The organism is Salinivibrio proteolyticus, assembly GCF_001996165.1.
Lineage (GTDB): Bacteria > Pseudomonadota > Gammaproteobacteria > Enterobacterales > Vibrionaceae > Salinivibrio > Salinivibrio proteolyticus.
This window is the reverse complement of the sequence record NZ_MUFP01000016.1, coordinates 58,446-77,914: the sequence shown is the minus strand read 5'-3', so window position 1 is coordinate 77,914 and position 19,469 is coordinate 58,446. Positions and strand designations below refer to the sequence as shown.

Here is a 19,469-nt window from a genome sequence, read left to right as displayed (position 1 = left end):
GTTTTTCGATGGATTTTAAGTTGTCATTTATAATAAATTAACGCAAGGAGTACTATGAAACGTGTTATTACTTACGGAACATTTGATTTGTTACACTATGGGCATATTAATTTATTGCGTCGAGCTAAACAGCAAGGCGACTATTTGATAGTTGCTCTTTCTACTGATGAGTTTAATTGGAAATATAAGCAGAAAAAATGTTTTTTTGATTATGAAAAACGTAAACATTTACTTGAAGCTGTTCGATATGTTGATTTGGTTATACCGGAACATAATTGGGAACAAAAATTTGATGATGTGAAAATGTACCATGTTGACACTTTTTTAATAGGTGATGACTGGGAAGGGAAGTTCGATTTCTTAAAAGAGTACTGCGAAGTTGTGTATTTGCCTAGAACACCTGAAGTAAGTACTACTCAGATTAAAGCAGGGATAAAAGGCTGAGTTATGGAAGATTCATTATGGATAAAAAAATATCTTTTGGAGACAATGAAGAACTTTCATGAGTTTTGTGAGCAAAACGGTTTAGAGTATTATTTATTGGGCGGCACGTTATTAGGTGCTGTGAGGCATAAAGGATTTATACCTTGGGATGATGACTTTGACGTTGCTATGCCAAGAGCAGATTACGAAAGACTTTTAACGCTCACTGCCAATGTACCACAAGGTTTTGAGCTAAAATCGATCGAGTACACAGAAGACTATATTTATCCGTATGCAAAGTTTTGTCACCAAGGGTTTATTGTAGAAGAGTCTTTTTATAAACCATTTGTCACAGGGTTATGGATTGATGTCTTTCCTCTCGATTATGTTTTTGAAGCACCACGCTTGCAAAAACTGCAGTTTAACGCTATTGGCCTTTTAAAAAAGCTATTTATTCTAAAAACGTTTTCATTTAAACTCAAGAAAAGAAATAAAGTGTCAGGGTTTATTATTAAGTTAGCTGCTTATGTAACTCAAATTTTATCTTTGAAGGTGTTATATTCATTGATGAATTTCATGCAAACAACTATTCCTAATAAATTTTCTAATCGAACATATTGGGCAAACTTTCATGGAGCATGGGGGCCTAAAGAGATAGCTTCTAAATCTCTTTTCAAGGAAAAGACTTTATATGAATTTGAGGGTGAAAAATTCTGGGGTGTTAGTGATGCAGATTTTTGGCTTTCAAGAGTTTACGGAGATTATATGAAGCTTCCTCCAGAAGAAAAAAGAGTGCCTGAACATATTGGAAGAATTGTTGAAGTAAAAGGTTAGTTATTTTTCCTGTAACTCTATCACGTTCTCTTAATATAACGTTTATGGTTGAGGTGTTCACAAAGGAATTACTATTTTACTAATAGATGATTTATGAAGTTATATAAGTGTTGGTGATTGAATAGAGGTGTTTCTATTAACTTATAATGGTCCGCCAAGTACGATTATTAAATTAAAATATCCGACTGCTATTGGCAGGGCTCTAGGAGGGGCTTAATGGGATTACTGGCCAGATCTAGATTTATGTTTTTCGGTATTGAAATGCGGACTTCATACGGTACTCCATTTAAAAAAGTAATCTTACTGGTATAGAATGAGAAATAAATAATGGAATTTTCTGTTTTAATGTCTGTTTATTTCAAAGAAGATGCTGATTGGTTAAATCAAGCGATGCGTAGTGTTTGGGATGAGCAAACTCTTAAACCTAATGAGATTGTTTTGGTTAAAGATGGTCCGTTGACACCAGAACTTGATGATGTCATTTCTATCTGGAGAGATAAGTTAGGTAATATATTACAATGTATACCTTTGGAAGAAAATGTTGGTTTGGGTGATGCATTAAATATTGGGTTGAAATACTGCTCTAATGAAATAATTGCTCGGATGGATACTGACGATATAGCTCTCCCGCAACGCTTTGAGAAACAGTTAGTTACTTTACAGCAAGAAGACGTTGATATTTGTAGTGCTTGGATTACTGAGTTTGATGTGGCTCCTTCACTTGCAACCGGTACGAGAAAGATTCCTGAATATCATGACGCCATAGCTCAATATGCAAAATTACGAAACCCTATTAATCATCCAGCAGTTATGTATAAAAAGTCAGCGGTAGAAAAAGCCGGTGGATATAGAAAGATGATGTGGTTCGAGGACTATTACCTATGGGTCAGGATGTTACTCACTGGGAGTAAGTTTTATAATATTCAGGAGCCTTTGGTACTTATGCGTGCTGGAATGGCTCAATTGGAACGACGTAGTGGTATTTCTTATGCGAAAAGTGAGTTAGCACTTCTTAATAGATTTAGGAGCCTACGTTTTTTGACTGGTTGCGAGTATTGCAAAGCGTTACTTTTAAGAATTCCTGTGCGCGTGGTGCCAGTATTTTTAGTTCGTGCTACGTATAAATATCTGAGATGATTATCATGGCTACTTAGTAGCTAGGTATATTACTTGCCGAATATGTTAAGTGGGTTCACGCGTTTTATTATAATAGACGAAAAGTATAACTGTTTTTCTGTTTATATTGAATAGTAGCCTTCACTTTACTAATGGCTATCAATTAGCTAGATAAAAACAAGGAATTGACAATGAAATATCTTGTCACTGGTGCGGCCGGGTTTATTGGTAGCGCGACAGCAGAAAAGCTTTTGGCCGCTGGCCATCATGTTATTGGTGTAGATAGCCTGAATGACTACTACGATGTATCGTTAAAGCATGCGCGCCTAGCCCGCATCGAGCACCCAAATTTTACTTTTAAACAACTTGATATTGCCGACCGCGAGAAAATGGCAGCGTTGTTCGAGACGCATCAATTTGATCGGGTGATTCACTTGGCTGCACAAGCAGGGGTGCGTTATTCGATTGAAAATCCACATGCGTATGCGGATGCCAACTTAGTGGGACATTTGAATGTGTTGGAAGGCTGTCGTCAAACGAAGGTAAAACATCTCATTTACGCTTCTTCGAGCTCAGTCTATGGTCTAAATGCAAAGGTACCGTTTGAAACTTCAGACTCGGTAGACCACCCCGTCTCTTTGTATGCGGCAACGAAAAAGTCGAACGAGCTTATGTCCCATAGCTACTCGCACTTGTACGATATCCCGACGACAGGGCTTCGCTTCTTTACGGTATACGGCGCATGGGGTCGACCAGACATGGCGCCGTTTATTTTTACTGATAAGATTTTAAAAGGTGAAACCATTGATATTAATAACAATGGTGATATGTGGCGCGACTTCACTCACGTAGACGATATTGTTGAAGGCGTAGTGCGTATTGCGGATGTTATTCCATCACGCAACAATGATTGGACCGTTGAAGCAGGCACGCCAGCTTCTAGCTCTGCGCCTTATGCCGTCTATAATATCGGACATGGCTCGCCAGTGAATTTAATGGAATTTGTTCAATGCATTGAGCGTACTATTGGCATTGAGGCGAAAAAGAACTTCCGTGAAATGCAGCCTGGTGATGTTTATCAAACTTACGCGGATACACAAGACTTATTTAAAGCGACAGGGTATAAACCGCAAGTCTCGCTCGAACAGGGTGTGACTGAATTGGTAGAGTGGTACAAAGCGTTTTATAAATAATATCGGCGCGTATATCTTAAAGATAAAAAAAGGAGGCTATTCGCCTCCTTTTTTTATTAATTATCTACCCATTCCAAATAAAACTGTCTTCACTGTCAATGCTAAGATCTTCAGTTCCATTTTCCATGTTTGATGCTTGATGTAATAGACATCATATTTGTGTTTCCAAATCGCATCTTCCACTGAGGCGCCATAAGGGTATTTAACTTGTGCCAGCCCAGTGACACCCGGCTTTACAGCATGACGAAAGCGATAGTATGGAATTGACTTCTCTAACTCTGCAATAAACACTTCGCGCTCTGGGCGCGGACCCACCAGTGACATCTCGCCTTTAAATACATTAATCAGCTGCGGTAGCTCGTCGATGCGGGTTTTACGAATAAAATTGCCCACTCTGGTGACGCGGGCATCGTTCTTCGTCGCCCACTGTGCGCCATTTTTTTCAGCATCATTGCGCATAGAGCGAAATTTAATCACGTTAAATTCTTTATTGTACTGGCCGGTACGCTTTTGCTTGAAGAATATAGGGCCTGGGGATTCAAGCTTGATGAGTAGTGCTGTAATCACGCCAATTGGTAAGGCGAGAAGGCCAATTGCAGTCGCAAATAAAAGGTCGATAGCGCGCTTTTGTAAACCATTCTTTCGCTCTGAAAGAATAGAGAATGCTTTTTGGTGCAAAAAATAGCCGCTATGAAGTAGTTCGGTTTCCGTGTAGCCAATCGTTCTATCAAAGTAGCTAACCAGTGGCTCAACCCAAGCACCTAGCTCAGTGGCACCAATTAAAAACTGTTGTTGCTCGTGTGACAGATACGCGCTTTTGAAGTGACACAGTGTTTTATTTTTGAAGTCACGAAGATCATAACAGTTTATACAGGCTTTGAGATCGGGATGGCGCTGCAAGATTTTGGTGAGGGCCTCAACGTCTTCATGAGGGCAATAGATAAAAACAGAACAGTGACTATAATCAGTCGTAGGGCGATAAATAAAATCAGATGTTCCCGTTTTTGGTGCTGTTGGTGTTTCTTGGGGCGTTAGTTCACGGGTCTCGGGCTCGTGATAAATTGTATCGGTCATGCTACTASCCAAAGTAAGTTGTGTTAGTGAAAAGCTTTGCTTGTGAGTGTTATCGTATCGTTAGCATCACGTCAGAGCTGTGCTAAACTAATAATAATTGTGATTGTCTTCTACTCTCACCGGAGAGCTGCTTAGCTTTTAGATGTTAATGAACGGGCAGTATCTTACAGGACTAGCACCATATAATAAAGCCGCTGCACGCTTTTAAGTGTTATATGAATGATTGTTTTTGCTGGTAATTTAAGCGCTTTCGAAAAGCTTATTAGTATTATTGTTAGTTTCTCAAAAATAAAACACTAATGATGTTATTAATAATAAAAAGCCCGCATAAAGCGGGCGGTTTTATTATTGAATAGGGCGAGTGCTCCAAGGCGATCTGGCATCTGTCATCTCATAAAGCGAATATTTTCTGCCCAGTTTTTGTCCGCCATCGCGTTGTAGCGGCAGCCAAGAGATAGTTGCACGGCTGGTGTTGGGTTTAACAGACAATAAGTCGAAGGGAATCGAGATATAAAAGCCTTTGGTAAAGCTACCTTCGCCAAACTCTTCGGCAGAAAGATCAGTTTTGGTCGCAAACACGCCAGCAATGATCCCGCTATCAAACTGTTTAGAGGCATCAATCGTGACACCAATATCATCGGTGAGGTAGCGTCCCGCACTTATTTTCGCCATAGTGCCTTCAAATAGGCCAAGTGGCTCTCGCCAATATAAGGTTGCATGGCCGGTCGTTGTACCGGTTTGAACGCGGTAATAGCGTTGGTCTTCGTCACTGTACTGGCGCTCTTGGCTAAACAAGCCAAACACGGAGCTTGGATCACGCTGTTTGACGTAGTTAATGTCTACCCCTAGCGCAAAGTCACTGTTGTAAGGACGATAAAGCACTTCGCCACCCATACCGGCAAACATGTCTTCAAGGTAACCGCCGTACGCTTGGGTGTACCAATTGGCGCCAAACTTATCAAAGTAGGTGAGCTGTAAATTGGTAATACGGTAGCGCTCATCAATATATTGGCGGGTGAGTGTGCGTACTCGTTTTAAGTCTGTACCATCAGGCGGTACGGTGTAATTGAACTTGTCATAGTTATCGAACAGGTTGGCGTACACCTCGCCAGAGGCGACGATGTGATCGTTCATAAACCATTCCGCGGTTCCGAGTACCCCGACAGCGTACAGATAGAAGTCTTCCGCCCCACCAATCGATTGGCGCAGTTTAGGCGCAAGGCCAGCGCGGAAATTATCATCGGCATGGCCCATCAGCGCACCTTGTGGTGAGCGCGCGGCGATAGTTCCCGTCGCATCCTTGATGTCAGCGCCGACGTAGCCATAGCTTGCAATTTTCGCGTACCGGTTGGCATCAATGATGGTTTCTGTCATGGGTTGGCGATTTTTGGTTTCAATCAGCTTATAGCGCGTGGCATCAAGGCCGGTATTCGCCAGTAAGCGTGCCGCACGATCATGAGCTTCGCTGCGATCTCGGTACTTATTTTGCTCGCCAGCGACGGTAATTTGTTCACCATCGTAATAAACGCGATTGTCGGTGTAACCGGCATTTTTCGCGAGCTGCTCACTTAACTGCTGCCATTCGGTATCGCTTAACTCACGGGTTGTCTCGCTTGGGTTGTAGGCTACTATCGGGTCGTCAAGCCAAAAAGGATCCGCTTCACTGAAGTTATTCACCAGCGTTAGTCCCGCGGTGAAGGTATTTCCACGTTCATAGCTAAGGCGCATATCAGCCCACGGTGCGAGCTGATAGACTAAGCCTACATTCCATGGCGAGTCGGCTGGCAGTGATACGCCTTCTCTTGAGGTTGGAAAGTCTGAGCGATAGTCATTGCCATCGTATTCAAGCTTGAGCGACAAGGGGGCAAAAGGCGTTTGATATTCTACCCCGCCAAACAGTGCCACACAGCCTGTAAACATACGATCAAGGTCGACGTTGCCGCCAGTCCCCGTATAACCGGTATTACGGTCGCAATCGTTGCCGAGATTTTTATCGCCGCGTAGATTGGCACGGTTGCCTAAGTATCCCCAGCCCACTCCCAAGGTAAAATCAAAAGGTCCCGCGCGTTTGGAACCTACGATGTATTCGCCGTCAAATAAACCGGTACCGCCTAAGTCGCGCACCCCAACCGCCAATTCAGGCAGCCAGTAGCTTTCATTCAGTAGGGTGAGCTTGGCATCGATACTTTTATCGGTATAGCTGTTGTCGTCGCTAAAGTCGGGGTTGGGGCTATACAGCACATCGTGCACTTGGGTATAGCGAATGGTCGTTTCTAGCCAAGGAAACAGTTGCAGTGAGGCATGATAGTGCAAGTAATCTTCGTTGTAGGTGGTGCCTAGGCTAAATCCCCCCTCGGGCGCGGTACGCGCCGAGGGCATTTGCATTAAGCCAACACCGCCAAAATCGGTTTGTGAATACGAAAGACTTGGGTACGAAAAACTGTCTGCATGCGCGGAGTACGCACAGATCAATGCGGCTGCAAGAGCAGAATGGGTAAATACAGCGGTTTTCATTCTGGAAGCCTGTTACTGAGGTAGTCGAGAACAAGTTGATTAGCATCAACCGTGTCAGGATAAGACGCCAGTCCTTTTACTGGCAGGGGCAGGTAAACCACCGCACCCGGTGCAATATCTTGGTGTGATGCATTCCAATATGCGATAGCGTGTTTTTCAACCGCGCCATCAGGCTGTACCACCCAAGCGTAAGATTTGCCTAGTGTATTGGCATTGGCGTGATCGAGATAATCAGCCGCACCTTGTCGCACTTTCCAAGGGTATTGACCGGGAGCCGCGACGTTACCCAACACCCATACATGATCAGGACGCTGAGGAAAGACGAGTCGCCACTGGCCATCCAAACGCGGGTTTTTACTGATGTCGACGCGCGTAAGATCAGGGTCGAGTGAGACTTTAGCTCGACGCTCCACGGTAAATGTTTTCAGTGTGCGGACCAGTTGTCGCCAGCGTTGCTTTGGCTGGCCGGTTTGAATGATCACTTGATTCTCAGCAGCAGCCATCCCTGTTAGTGCGAGGCGGCTAGGTAGGGTAATGTCGTACAAGCCCGCGCCGGGCCAGTAAACATCGGCGATGTTGGTTTGAGTGCGTTTGAGCGCTTCCATCACCGCATCGCTGAGTCGGGGCGGCGTGTCGTAGTCGATGGTTTGATCGTCAACGGTGATTTGATGTTGCAGCGGAACAGGCTGTGCGATTGCCTGTGGTGACAATATCAACCCGACGGCCATACTGCTTGAGAGCACGAGGTTAAAAAAACACCGCCTGATGGAGTGAGACGAGGTTTTAAAAAAGTCTAATGTCATTGACTGATTCATCATCTTATTGCGCCCCCTGATACGCTTTTAGGAAGGTGACGCTTATCGCATCCATATCGGGAGCGGGGTACTGAATGGTTTTGAGCACCTTTCCTGAGGTTGGCGCTAGCCAATACTGATTGGTGTAAGTGTGATCCAGTGCGGCGATAGTGACGGTTTCTTCAAAGAAAACAGCGTTATGCATGATGCCATTAATGGCCACTTGGTCAGCACCTTTGTTTTCAAAGGTGCTGGATGCGTCGTAGCCGAAATGATAACCGGGGACAAAGTCGATGCGAAATTGCCAGTTAGCAGGCGTGGTCGGATTGAGCAGACCGAGCGCGAGTGGGTCGGGCGTGTCACTGTCGAGCTTGGCTAAATTGGTCCCAGGAAGTTTTAGTGTTTTAACAATACGACCAGAGACAGTTTCAATCACTTCGCGGTCGGCAGACATCCACTTTAACGCGGTTTGATTGTGCGCATAGGGCTCAGCGTAGGCTAAGACCAAAAAACCGCGAGGGCCATTTCCTAAGCGTGCATAGATGCTGGCATAAGGTAATGCTTGGATCTCTTCTTGGCTGTATTGCGCATCTGGGAAGCCTTTGTATAGCAGGCTATAAGTGTCGGCTAAGTTGCTGGCTTGCTGCGTACAGCCGCTAAGCGTGAGAAAAAGTAACGTGGAGGAAAAAAGCTTGAAGTGTGTCATGTGGGTAGATACATCGAGGTTTAAGCAAAAAACAGCCGCCCGAAAGCGGCTGTTGGGTTGAGCATCACGATTACTGAGAAACAGTCGTTGTGGTGCCAGTGGTACCAGTCGTACCGCTGTCGCCAGCTGCTGCAACCACTGAACCGACTGCTGCTACAGCGGCAGTACCGGCTGCAACAGCACCGATACCTAGACCACCAAATGCAGTTGAACCTGCACCAGCAGCACCAGCAGCACCTGCTCCTGCAGTACCGGCTGTGCCTGCGCTTGCTGAAGTGGCAGCGCCGCTTGCGCTTGCACTGCTGCTACCTGCTGCGGTTGAGCTTGACGCTTCACCGGCAGCCATGGCGCTTGCAGCAAACAGCATGGCAATAATGCCCGTTGCTACTTTTTTCATAATTCTCTCCATGGATGATTTGCTTAAACAACGTCTACTAAAGCAGACAGAGCATTAACCTAACGATTTAACCTTAGCTTGTAAATGCGAGGCCTACGTCTTTTGCGCATTCTGCCATAAATATCGATGAGTTACAGCAGTATTATATCTTGCGGTCGGGTGTTGCTATGAAATCGGGCGGGGTTTATTTCATTTACTAATGTCTGTATTATCCGCATTCTGACATCACTGGGCGTAGACTCAGTACCACTTTTTGTCAAAAAATCTGGCTATTTATTGTTCGATTTGGTGCTGTGAATGCGTGTAAAAAAGCGCTTTTGTCAAAAGGACAACAATAACAAGCCTTTGAATTAAAAGTATTTCAGCGGAATAAACAACAAGAATTAGGATGACGTTGTGCTAAAACCTATTTGTTTTGTCGCTATGAGCTCACTGGCTCTGGCAGGATGTACAATGCCGGGTTCTCATTTTGATCCGAGCGATAAAAATATCGTGGGCCAGCCCGCTGAGGATTTATCTACCCAGGTAAATATTTATCCACTGACCCCTTCTTACATTAAGCAACTAAATAGTCAGCGTGCCCGCGTACTTGCCCAAATAAATTCTGAATTAGATTCACAAATTCAGAATTATGAATACCGAATTGGCCCCGGTGATGTATTAAACGTCACTATTTGGGACCACCCTGAGCTGACCATTCCAGCGGGCTCGTACCGTAGTTCGGCTGAAGCGGGGAACTGGGTACATGCCGATGGCACCATTTTCTACCCATATATCGGTCAAGTTGCCGTCGCGGGCAAAACGGTACAAGAAGTGCGTGATGATATTGCTAAGCGTCTGGCGACTTATATTGAAAAACCGCAAGTTGATGTCAACGTGGCCGCGTTTCGCTCGCAAAAATCCTATATCACCGGTGAAGTGAAAAAGCCGGGCTATCAGGCGATCACTAATATCCCAACCACCATTTTGGATGCAGTTAACCGTGCTGGTGGGATCACCGAGTTTGCAGATTGGCGCAATGTCACCTTGACCAAGCGTGGCGAAGAAGAAAGTGTGTCTTTGTATGCATTAATGCAAAAAGGCGACTTAACCCAAAACCGCCTACTCAAAGACGGTGATATCTTGCACATCCCTCGTAATGATGGCCAGAAAGTCTTTGTGCTTGGTGAAGTGAACGATCCGAAAATGCTGAAAATTGATCGTACCGGCATGAGCTTGACTGAAGCCTTAACCTCTGTGGGTGGCATTGATGAGCTAGAAGCCGATGCAACTGGTATTTTTGTGATTCGTAGTACAGCTCGCCAGACGCCAAACAGCCCTCGTTACGACAAATCTGAGCCCGTTGCGGATGTGTTCCAGTTGAATGTTAAAGATGCCACTGCCTTGGCGGTCGGCACTGAATTTGATTTGCAACCGTATGATGTGGTCTATGTGACTGCAGCTCCGATTGCGCGTTGGAACCGTGTCATCCGTTCACTACTGCCAACTATCTCTGGCTTTAATGAGCTGACCGAAGGTGCGCTTCGTGTCGATACTTGGCCACGATAAGCGAGTCCATCATGTTTAATAAAATTCTTGTCGTGTGTGTTGGTAATATCTGCCGCTCTCCAACTGGAGAGCGGATATTGCGCCAAGGCCTACCGACTAAAACCATTGATTCTGCGGGTGTGGGCGCCTTAGTTGGTAAGCCGGCCAACGAGCAGGCATCACGTATTGCTGCTAAGCACGGTGTAGACTTAGGCGACCACGAGGCCCGACAACTTACCGCATCGATGTGCCATGAATATGATTTGATTCTGGTGATGGAGTCGAAGCACAAAGAAGACGTGTGTCGCATAGCCCCTGAAGCCCGAGGGAAGACTATGTTATTTGGTCACTACCTGACACAAACTAAGGATATTCCAGACCCTTATCGCCAAAGCGATGAGGCCTTTGATTATGCATACGATTTGATCGCCCAAGCGGCACACAAATGGTGTGATGTACTGCGTTAACCGGGCCCTCTGCGTTGTTGCAGTGGTCATGACGGGAAAGTGAATGCCTTAGAGGACCCAAGAGCATAAAATGAACCAAAATATAAAAAATACAGCGTCATCCGACGATGAAATTGACTTAAGTAAATTGCTTGGCCATTTGATTGATGGCAAGTGGGTAATTGTTGCCTGTACCCTTTTGTTTGCTGTAGTGGGAGTAGCGTTCGCAATTTTAGCTACGCCAATCTATAAAGCGGATGCATTGATCCAAGTCGAGCAAAAAGAAGGCGGCATGTCATCGCTTCTCGGTGAAGGGGCGAGTGGTTTGTTTGCCACCGACAGCTCGGCGAGTACCGAAATAGAGTTGATCCGCTCTCGCATGGTATTAGGTCAAACGGTCGATACGTTTAATCTCACCACCGTGGCGTCTCCCGACTATTTTCCTCTCGTAGGCAAGGGGCTGGCACGCCTCACTGGCGACCAAAATCAGATCGCGATCAGTCGGTTCGAGATCCCTCAAGACTATCAGCAGCAACCCTTTCACTTAACCGTTGATGCCCCAGGGCAATACTCGCTGTATAACAGTGATGATGAACTTGTTCTGAAAGGGCAAGTGGGCAAAGCGGTAATCAATAATGATTTTCATCTATTTGTTACTGAGCTGAAAGCTGACCAAGGTGACTCATTTACGGTGTCTAAAATGAGCCGTCTGCGCGCTATTAAAGCGATCCAAGATGAGTTGTCCGTTAGTGAGCGCGGTAAGCAAACCGGTATTCTGACGCTTTCCTATCAAGGGGAAGATAAAGCTCTGATTGAAAAAGTGCTCAGCGATATTGCGCAAAACTATTTTATGCAAAACGTGAAGCGTGATGCGGCGGAAGCGGAAAAAAGCTTAGAGTTTTTGAAAGGGCATTTGCCTGGCGTGAAAGCCGAGCTGACGACAGCAGAAAACAAGCTCAACAAATTCCGCCAAGAAAACGACTCGGTTGATTTATCGCTAGAAGCGAAAGCCTCACTTGACACCATGCTGTCGGTGGAGAAACAGCTCAATGAGCTTACGTTTAAAGAAAGCGAGTTGGCGCAAAAATTCACCAAGGAACACCCGGCTTATCTCGCCTTGCTGGATAAGCGTGAAACCTTGTTGGGTGAGAAAAAGCGTGTTGAAGCCCAAACGCAAAAGCTTCCCAAAACGCAGCGTGAAATTTTACGTCTGACCCGTGATGTTGAGGTGAATCAAGCCATTTACGTGCAGCTTTTGAACAAGGTGCAAGAGCTCAACATCATGAAGGCGAGTACCGTTGGTAACGTACGTATTATTGACGATGCGCAAACCTTTGAGCTACCGGTTAAACCGAAAAAGCCGCTCATTGCTGTGATTGCAACCTTGCTTGGCGGCATGATCGGTGTTGGTGTGGTGCTATTAAAAGCGGCGTTCCATCGCGGTGTTGAAAACCCAGACGATATTGAAGCCATTGGCTTGCCTGTCTATGCCAGTGTGCCGCTTTCCGAAACCCAGCAAGAGATTGAGAAGAAACGCCAGAAAAAGGCGCTGCATGCTGCCAGCGAAAGCTTGCTTGCCTCCGCGAATCCGGCGGACTTGTCTATTGAGGCATTGCGTGGTCTGCGAACCAGCTTGCATTTTGCGATGATGGAAGCCTCAAACAATATCTTGATGTTCTCGGGGCCAAGTCCCGGCATCGGTAAGTCGTTTGTTTCTGCCAATATGGCGGGTGTCTTGGCGAAAAGCGGACAACGCGTGTTGGTGATTGATGCGGATATGCGCAAAGGCTTCTTGCATCAGCAGTTTAGTAAGAAAGCAGACAACGGACTTTCCGACTATCTAGCTGGCAAGCTCGATATTGACGGCGTTGTGCAAAAGCAGGTCCTAGAAAACTTGGATGTGATGACGCGTGGTCAGGTGCCGCCGAATCCGTCAGAACTACTGATGCATCCGCGTTTTAAAGAGCTGCTCGATTGGGCGAGCGCGCACTACGATATTGTCATTATCGATACACCGCCGGTATTGGCGGTGACAGATGCAGCGATTGTTGGTGCTCACGCGGGAACAACCTTGCTGGTGGGACGCTTCAGTGTGAATCCGATTAAAGAAATTGAAGTCACTAAACAGCGTTTTGAGCAAGCCGGCGTAAACGTAAAAGGCTTCGTACTCAATGGGGTCGTGCGTAAAGCTGCAAGCACCTACGGTGGAAACTACGGCTACTACAACTACAGCTATCAGTAAGTTATCCCCTCTCTATGCAGCAGGCAATGTGTTGATGCATTGCCTGTTTTTTTCTAACGGAACACTGAACGATTCCGAACAATAACAAATGTTAGACAGCTAGGAGCGAACATGATCAAGCACTGCTTATTCCCTGCAGCAGGCTATGGCACGCGTTTTTTACCGGCCACCAAATCTATGCCTAAAGAAATGATGCCGATTGTGAATAAGCCTTTGATTGAATACGGCGTTGATGAAGCCATTCAAGCTGGCGTAAAACATATGGGCATTGTGACTGGTCGCGGCAAGCATGCCTTGATGGATCATTTCGATAAAAACTACGAACTCGAGCATCAAATCAGCGGCACCAAAAAAGAAGCCTTGCTGACAGACGTGCGTGCGCTGATCCAATCTGCTTCATACACCTATATTCGCCAAAACGAAATGAAAGGGTTAGGCCACGCGATTCTCACGGGCAAACAGTTGGTGGGGGACAATCCGTTCGCCGTCGTTCTTGCTGACGACCTTTGCTTGAATCTGGGTGGTGACACTGTGCTTAAGCAAATGGTGGAGCTTTACAACCACTATCGCTGCTCGATTGTGGCGGTGCAACGTGTCCCTGAAACTGAGACGCATAAGTACGGGGTAATTAGCGGGAGCAAGTTAGAATCAGGTTTGTTCCGAGTGGACAACATGGTCGAAAAACCCGCGCCAGAAGAGGCGCCGAGTAATATGGCGATYATTGGTCGCTATATTCTGACGCCGGATATTTTTGAGATTTTGGAAAACACGCAGCCAGGCAAAGGTGGCGAAATCCAAATCACTGACGCCTTGCTTGAACAAGCGAAACGCGGCTGTGTGCTTGCGTATGAATTTGAGGGCGAGCGATTCGATTGTGGTTCGGTAGAAGGCTACATCGAAGCGACAAACTACGCGTATCAGCATGTATATCTCGGTAAGCCAACCGAAAGCGCTGAGCAACGCCAAGAGATACCTGTCCCCGCGTAACGAAAGACTCTTCTATTGACCGATTATGGCGCCTTAATGGCGCCTTTTTCATGCTCATTTATGAGGGCCATTTATGAGGACAGGCACTTTTATAAATGTCGCATATTACTCGAAGCTGTGGTTTTATCTTGGCTCTCTTTCCGGCTAGTGGTCTCAACTAGCGTTGAGAGATTGGCAATTTTAACGACGCGTTGGCGCGATAGAGTGTAATGATAAGGGGGCAATGATGACTAAACTTTTACTACCAGCACTAGTAGCGATGATGATTACTGGTTGCGTGAGTCAACCCACTGCAGACGTTGTTGATACATTAGTAAGCAAAACCTGGGTGGTTGAAGATATAAACAACCAGGGCATCATCGACAACTCGCGTATTACGATGGATTTTAACAATGAAGGGCGAGTAGCCGGTATGGCCAGTTGTAATCGGTATTTTGCAGGCTATTCGATTGATAATCGCGCGATCAAGGTTGAGCGAGCTGCTTCAACGATGATGGCATGCTCCGATGCGTTAATGACGCAAGAAAATCACTTCCTAGATACACTGCAAAGTATTCACTCTTTTGATATTGATGACACAGGTGCACTTATACTGAGCGGAGACAACATTCGCATCTTGGCACGCTAGTTTAAGGTTTTTCACTGACTTCCGGTGGCAGGCGGATGAGGTAAACGATGACTGACAAGCCTACTAAAAATACCGTCCCCGAGCGTGAGAAACGCCGGTTTGCGGTGTCGGCTAACCGAAGCAAGGGTAGTCACCGGATTCGTTATGTGGAGGCGGGCGGTGCCTCGGTGGCTAATGAAGAATGCACATTTTGCCAAGCGGTGCCGGGTTTGACTGACCGGGAAGCAGACAAAGAATCAGAGGGCGATAGTTAACTAAATTGACCGGACAGGCACTTTTTCTGCTTTTCATTACCTCTCGTCAATCGTTTATCGGGCGCAAGATATTCTCGGGACAGTCACCTCACTTTCTTCCTGCAGCACGCAATACTGTACTACCAATACAGACTGTGTGATTTATCTCTCCCTTTGCTAATGATTCCAATATCAATAGTCGATCCTTCTCACATCTGTGATGTTTACAGATGGTGAAATTTTTCTTTCATCTGCATTATTTGTCGATATCGAAACGTTTCGATGGCGTTTTTCCTGAGGGAAAACGCTGATCATAAGAAAACGTGCCAGCGCACAGTGAGCGCTGATTAAGTCCATCGTGAGTGAGAAGGTGATGAATGAATAAGCATGGTTTGCTCCATCCAGAGCTTGCACGGCTCGTAACCCAAATTGGACACACCGATGAATTGACAGTGTGTGATGCGGGGCTGCCGATCCCCAACTCGGTGTCGCGTATTGATTTAGCGCTGACCCAAGGGGTGCCGAGCTTTATGCAGACAGTCGAGGCGGTGTTAACTCATACCTGTATTGAGTCGGTGGTGATCGCAGAAGAATTTGCAGCGGTCAGCCCGGCGCTGCACCAAGCCTTGCTTGCGCGATTAGAGCAAGAGAGTGCGGCGCGGCAACAACCGATCACTGTGACCACGATCAGCCACGAGGCGTTTAAAGTACGCACGGTGCAGAGCAAAGCGGTGGTGCGCACCGGAGAGTGCACGCCTTATGCCAATGTGATTTTCCAAGCCGGTGTCACCTTTTAGGTGGGCCTAAGCGAGTAACCACAATGACGCAACCTATCTTACAACTCAGTCAAGTCGTAAAAACCTTTCCCGGGGTGCGCGCCCTCGATGAGGCGAGCTTAAATGTCTATCCCGGCGAGGTAATGGCACTACTCGGTGAAAATGGCGCGGGCAAGTCCACGTTGATGAAAGTACTCACCGGGATTTATCACGCCGACAGTGGTGACGTGAACTATCAAGGTGAGCCGGTCTCGTTTAAAGGCCCGCGTGATTCGCAGCAAGCGGGGATCAGTATTATTCACCAAGAGCTCAATTTGATCCCAGAGCTGACCATTGCCGAAAACATCTTCTTAGGCCGTGAGTTTACTAACCGGTTTGGCAAGATTGATTGGGCCAAGATGGTGGAAGAAGCTGATAAGCTGCTGGCGCGTTTAAATGTGAAAGCCCGCAGTACAGTGCCACTTGGCAGCCTGAGCTTGGGTGAGCAGCAAATGGTGGAAATTGCCAAAGCGCTGTCGTTTGAGTCGCAGGTGATCATTATGGATGAGCCGACCGATGCTTTGACCGACACGGAAACCGCCTCGCTGTTTGCGGTGATCAACGAGCTGCGAGCGCAAGGCTGCGGCATTGTTTATATCTCTCACCGACTAAAAGAAATTTTTGAGATTTGCGATCGGATCACCGTGTTACGTGATGGCAAGTTTATTGGTGAGTGTCCCGTTAGTGATACCGATGAAGACGGCCTGATTGAAATGATGGTGGGCCGCAAACTCGCCGAACAATACCCGCGAAGCGACGTCACTCCTGATGGGATAAGCCTTGAGGTGGAAAATGTCAGCGGCCACGGGGTGGAGGAGGTGAGTTTTCAGCTACACCGTAGTGAAATTCTGGGTGTATCGGGCCTGATGGGCGCCGGGCGTACGGAGTTAATGAAAATTATCTATGGCGCCATGCCGCGTGAAGCCGGCGTGATCCGACTTGATGGCAAGGTGATTAACCCAGTGAGCCCACAAGATGCGCTGGCCAACGGCATTGCTTACATCTCTGAAGACCGCAAAGGCGAGGGCTTGGTGCTGGGCTTATCGGTGAAAGACAACATGTCGCTCAGTGCACTCGATAAGCTCACCCATTGGGGAAAAATACAGCCGCGTGATGAAGTGATGGCGGTGGATGATTTTATTCGTCTTTTTAACATCAAAACCCCCACCCGCGAGCAAATCATTGGCAACTTATCGGGCGGGAATCAGCAGAAAGTGGCGATCGCCAAAGGCCTGATGACCAAACCAAAAGTGCTGATCTTGGATGAGCCGACTCGGGGGGTCGATGTCGGTGCCAAAAAAGAGATTTATCAGCTAATTAACCAATTTAAAGCCGAGGGCATGAGCATCATCTTGGTGTCATCAGAAATGCCCGAAGTGCTTGGCATGAGCGACCGCATTCTAGTGATGCACGAAGGCCGCGTATGCGGTGAGTTTGATGCCAAAGACGCCAACCAAGAAACTCTGCTTGCCTGTGCGGTAGGCAAAGATGCCAATGAGGATGCAGCATGAGTGAGAATGCAATGAATAAGTCCCAGCCGTCAGAAGATGGACGTAAACCCCTGTTCAGCAAAGCGTGGTTGATTGAGCAAAAATCACTCATTGCCCTGCTGGTGCTGATCGTGGTGATGTCATTTTTAAACAGCAACTTTTTCATGGTCGACAACCTGCTTAACATCCTGCGTCAAACCTCGGTAAACGCGATTATTGCCGTGGGGATGACACTGGTGATTTTAACCGCGGGTATCGACTTGAGTGTTGGTTCAGTGTTGGCGCTGTGCGGCGCGTTTGCCGCGAGTTTGATTGCGGTCGAAGTGCCAGTGTTAGTTGCAGTGCCCACCGCCTTGTTTGCAGGTGCGGCAATTGGTGCCATGACAGGCGTCGTGGTGGCCAAAGGCAAGGTACAGGCGTTTATTGCCACCTTGGTAGCAATGACCCTCTATCGCGGTGTCACCATGGTGTATACCGATGGTCGCCCCATCTCAACGGGCTTTACTGATACCGCCGATGCGTTCGCTTGGTTTGGTACCGGCTACCTGTTGGGCATTCCCGTCCCCGTGTGGCTGATGGCAATCGTGTTTATCGGCGCTTGGTATCTGCTCAATCATACCCGTTTTGGCCGTTATATTTACGCACTTGGTGGCAATGAATCGGCGGCGCGGTTGTCGGGCATTAATGTCGATCGAATCAAGGTGGGCGTGTATAGCCTGTGTGGCATGCTCGCGGCGCTGGCAGGGATCATCGTCACCTCGCGCCTGTCCTCCGGACAACCGACTGCTGGTGCTGGCTATGAGCTTGATGCGATTGCCGCGGTGGTGCTGGGCGGCACCAGCTTGATGGGCGGTAAAGGCAAGATCATGGGCACATTGATTGGTGCGCTGATCATCGGCTTTTTGAACAATGCCCTCAACCTGCTGGACGTGTCGTCTTACTACCAAATGATTGCCAAAGCGGTGGTGATTCTGCTCGCCGTGCTGGTGGATAACAAAAACAAATAGCTGTTTGTAGCTTGTTGGGACATAGCTTGTTGGGACAGGCACTTTTAGTTAGCAGCAGAATTTAGCAGGACAGACACTTTTACTTCTGTTTTATTAGTAAGCAAAAACAATACCCTACAAACACAAAAGGACTGAACACATGAAAAAACTGACTACCTTGATTACTACTGCGCTACTGTCGTCAACGCTAAGCATCAGTGCGCAAGCGGAAGATAGAATGGCAATCGTGGTTTCAACCTTAAACAACCCATTTTTTGTCACCATGAAAGAGGGCGCAGAGCAGAAAGCGCAAGATCTTGGTTATGAGCTCTTGGTGCTTGATTCGCAAAACGACGCCAGTAAAGAGCTGTCGAATGTGGAGGATTTAACCATCCGTGGCGTTAAAGCCATTTTGATTAATCCGACTGACTCAGATGCGGTCTCAAACGCCATTCGTATTGCGAATCGCGCCGAGATCCCGGTGATCACCCTAGACCGTGGCGCGAGCCGTGGGGAAGTGGTGAGTCATATTGCTTCTGATAACGCTCAAGGCAGTAAAATGGCGGCGGAATACATCATCGGCAAAGTCGGTGAGCGAGCCAAAGTGATCCAACTTGAGGGTATTGCCGGTACTTCGGCAGCACGCGAGCGTGGTGAGGGCTTTATGGATGCCATTGAAGGTACCGACGTTGAACTACTCGCCAGTCAGCCAGCGGATTTTGACCGTACCAAAGGCCTGAATGTGATGGAAAACCTGCTTGCCGCACACCCAGATGTGGAAGCGGTATTCGCCCAGAACGATGAAATGGCATTTGGCGCGTTGCGCGCGGTGCAGGCATCAGGCAAAGATGTCACCATTGTTGGCTTTGATGGCACCAAAGATGGCATTGCAGCCGTCGAGCGTGGTCATCTGGCAGCGACCATCGCTCAGCAACCGGGTATGATTGGTGAGCTGGGTGTCGAAACCGCGGATAAAGTGCTGAAAGGCGAGTCGGTAGACAGCTACATCCCTGTACCGCTTAAGGTGATCAGCCAAGAAACGATCGCTGAATAAGCCGTCAGGG

General features: G+C 47.1%; 19 protein-coding genes. 14 read left to right on the top strand and 5 right to left on the bottom strand.

Annotated features, from left to right (window positions below):
• The first annotated feature begins 54 nt into the window (after positions 1-54).
• The 4 genes from tagD to BZJ19_RS12615 all read left to right on the top strand — a co-directional run bounded on the left by tagD (position 55) and on the right by BZJ19_RS12615 (position 3,566).
• Positions 55-444 (top strand): glycerol-3-phosphate cytidylyltransferase, encoded by a 390-nt coding sequence (gene tagD / locus BZJ19_RS12630; protein WP_077675894.1) that lies wholly within the window; start codon positions 55-57, stop codon positions 442-444.
• A 3-nt stretch (positions 445-447) separates the two neighbouring features.
• On the top strand, positions 448-1,257 hold the full coding sequence (locus tag BZJ19_RS12625; RefSeq protein WP_077675893.1) for a LicD family protein: 810 nt from the start codon (positions 448-450) through the stop codon (positions 1,255-1,257).
• Between the two features lie 327 nt (positions 1,258-1,584).
• Positions 1,585-2,394, top strand: coding sequence for a glycosyltransferase (locus tag BZJ19_RS12620; RefSeq protein ID WP_077675892.1), 810 nt, complete (start codon positions 1,585-1,587; stop codon positions 2,392-2,394).
• Between the two features lie 170 nt (positions 2,395-2,564).
• On the top strand, positions 2,565-3,566 hold the full coding sequence (locus BZJ19_RS12615; protein ID WP_077675891.1) for an NAD-dependent epimerase: 1,002 nt from the start codon (positions 2,565-2,567) through the stop codon (positions 3,564-3,566).
• 60 nt (positions 3,567-3,626) lie between these two features.
• On the opposite strand, the gene BZJ19_RS12610 is transcribed toward BZJ19_RS12615, so the two are convergent.
• From BZJ19_RS12610 to BZJ19_RS12590, 5 genes are all read right to left on the bottom strand, one after another.
• A complete protein-coding gene (locus BZJ19_RS12610; protein ID WP_077675890.1) occupies positions 3,627-4,640 on the bottom strand; it encodes a sugar transferase in 1,014 nt (337 codons plus the stop codon).
• 345 nt (positions 4,641-4,985) lie between these two features.
• Complete coding sequence (locus tag BZJ19_RS12605; protein ID WP_077675889.1) at positions 4,986-7,154, bottom strand: YjbH domain-containing protein; 2,169 nt, start codon at positions 7,152-7,154, stop codon at positions 4,986-4,988.
• Positions 7,151-7,882 (bottom strand): capsule biosynthesis GfcC family protein, encoded by a 732-nt coding sequence (locus BZJ19_RS12600; protein ID WP_157891194.1) that lies wholly within the window; start codon positions 7,880-7,882, stop codon positions 7,151-7,153. Before BZJ19_RS12600 ends, BZJ19_RS12605 begins: the two co-directional genes overlap by 4 nt.
• A 91-nt stretch (positions 7,883-7,973) precedes the next feature.
• The gene (locus tag BZJ19_RS12595; protein ID WP_077675887.1) at positions 7,974-8,654 is read right to left on the bottom strand and encodes a YjbF family lipoprotein; all 681 of its coding nucleotides are present in this window, start codon (positions 8,652-8,654) and stop codon (positions 7,974-7,976) included.
• A gap of 70 nt (positions 8,655-8,724) precedes the next feature.
• Positions 8,725-9,051, bottom strand: a complete 327-nt coding sequence (locus BZJ19_RS12590) for a hypothetical protein (protein WP_077675886.1) — start codon at positions 9,049-9,051, stop codon at positions 8,725-8,727.
• 396 nt (positions 9,052-9,447) lie between these two features.
• Here BZJ19_RS12590 and BZJ19_RS12585 point away from each other — a divergent pair, with 396 nt between their 5' ends.
• From BZJ19_RS12585 to rbsB, 10 genes are all read left to right on the top strand, one after another.
• Complete coding sequence (locus BZJ19_RS12585) at positions 9,448-10,599, top strand: polysaccharide export protein (protein ID WP_420876438.1); 1,152 nt, start codon at positions 9,448-9,450, stop codon at positions 10,597-10,599.
• 11 nt (positions 10,600-10,610) lie between these two features.
• On the top strand, positions 10,611-11,045 hold the full coding sequence (locus BZJ19_RS12580) for an arsenate reductase/protein-tyrosine-phosphatase family protein (RefSeq protein ID WP_077675884.1): 435 nt from the start codon (positions 10,611-10,613) through the stop codon (positions 11,043-11,045).
• Positions 11,046-11,115: 70 nt separating this feature from the next.
• Positions 11,116-13,266, top strand: coding sequence for a polysaccharide biosynthesis tyrosine autokinase (locus tag BZJ19_RS12575; RefSeq protein ID WP_077675883.1), 2,151 nt, complete (start codon positions 11,116-11,118; stop codon positions 13,264-13,266).
• Positions 13,267-13,377: 111 nt separating this feature from the next.
• Positions 13,378-14,253: a UTP--glucose-1-phosphate uridylyltransferase GalU gene (gene galU, locus BZJ19_RS12570; RefSeq protein WP_077675882.1), complete on the top strand. Its 876-nt coding sequence runs from the start codon at positions 13,378-13,380 to the stop codon at positions 14,251-14,253.
• Between the two features lie 223 nt (positions 14,254-14,476).
• Complete coding sequence (locus tag BZJ19_RS12565; RefSeq protein WP_077675881.1) at positions 14,477-14,881, top strand: META domain-containing protein; 405 nt, start codon at positions 14,477-14,479, stop codon at positions 14,879-14,881.
• A 47-nt stretch (positions 14,882-14,928) separates the two neighbouring features.
• Positions 14,929-15,135, top strand: coding sequence for a hypothetical protein (locus BZJ19_RS12560; RefSeq protein WP_077675880.1), 207 nt, complete (start codon positions 14,929-14,931; stop codon positions 15,133-15,135).
• A 356-nt stretch (positions 15,136-15,491) separates the two neighbouring features.
• Positions 15,492-15,911 carry a D-ribose pyranase gene (rbsD, locus tag BZJ19_RS12555; protein ID WP_077675879.1) on the top strand — a complete coding sequence of 140 codons (420 nt, stop codon included), beginning with the start codon at positions 15,492-15,494 and terminating at the stop codon, positions 15,909-15,911.
• Between the two features lie 23 nt (positions 15,912-15,934).
• Positions 15,935-17,440, top strand: coding sequence for a ribose ABC transporter ATP-binding protein RbsA (gene rbsA / locus BZJ19_RS12550; protein WP_077675878.1), 1,506 nt, complete (start codon positions 15,935-15,937; stop codon positions 17,438-17,440).
• Positions 17,437-18,426, top strand: coding sequence for a ribose ABC transporter permease (gene rbsC, locus BZJ19_RS12545; protein WP_074212378.1), 990 nt, complete (start codon positions 17,437-17,439; stop codon positions 18,424-18,426). The genes rbsA and rbsC overlap by 4 nt, the downstream gene beginning before the upstream one ends.
• Positions 18,427-18,565: 139 nt before the next feature.
• Positions 18,566-19,459, top strand: a complete 894-nt coding sequence (gene rbsB, locus BZJ19_RS12540; RefSeq protein WP_077458572.1) for a ribose ABC transporter substrate-binding protein RbsB — start codon at positions 18,566-18,568, stop codon at positions 19,457-19,459.
• Positions 19,460-19,469: the final 10 nt, after the last annotated feature.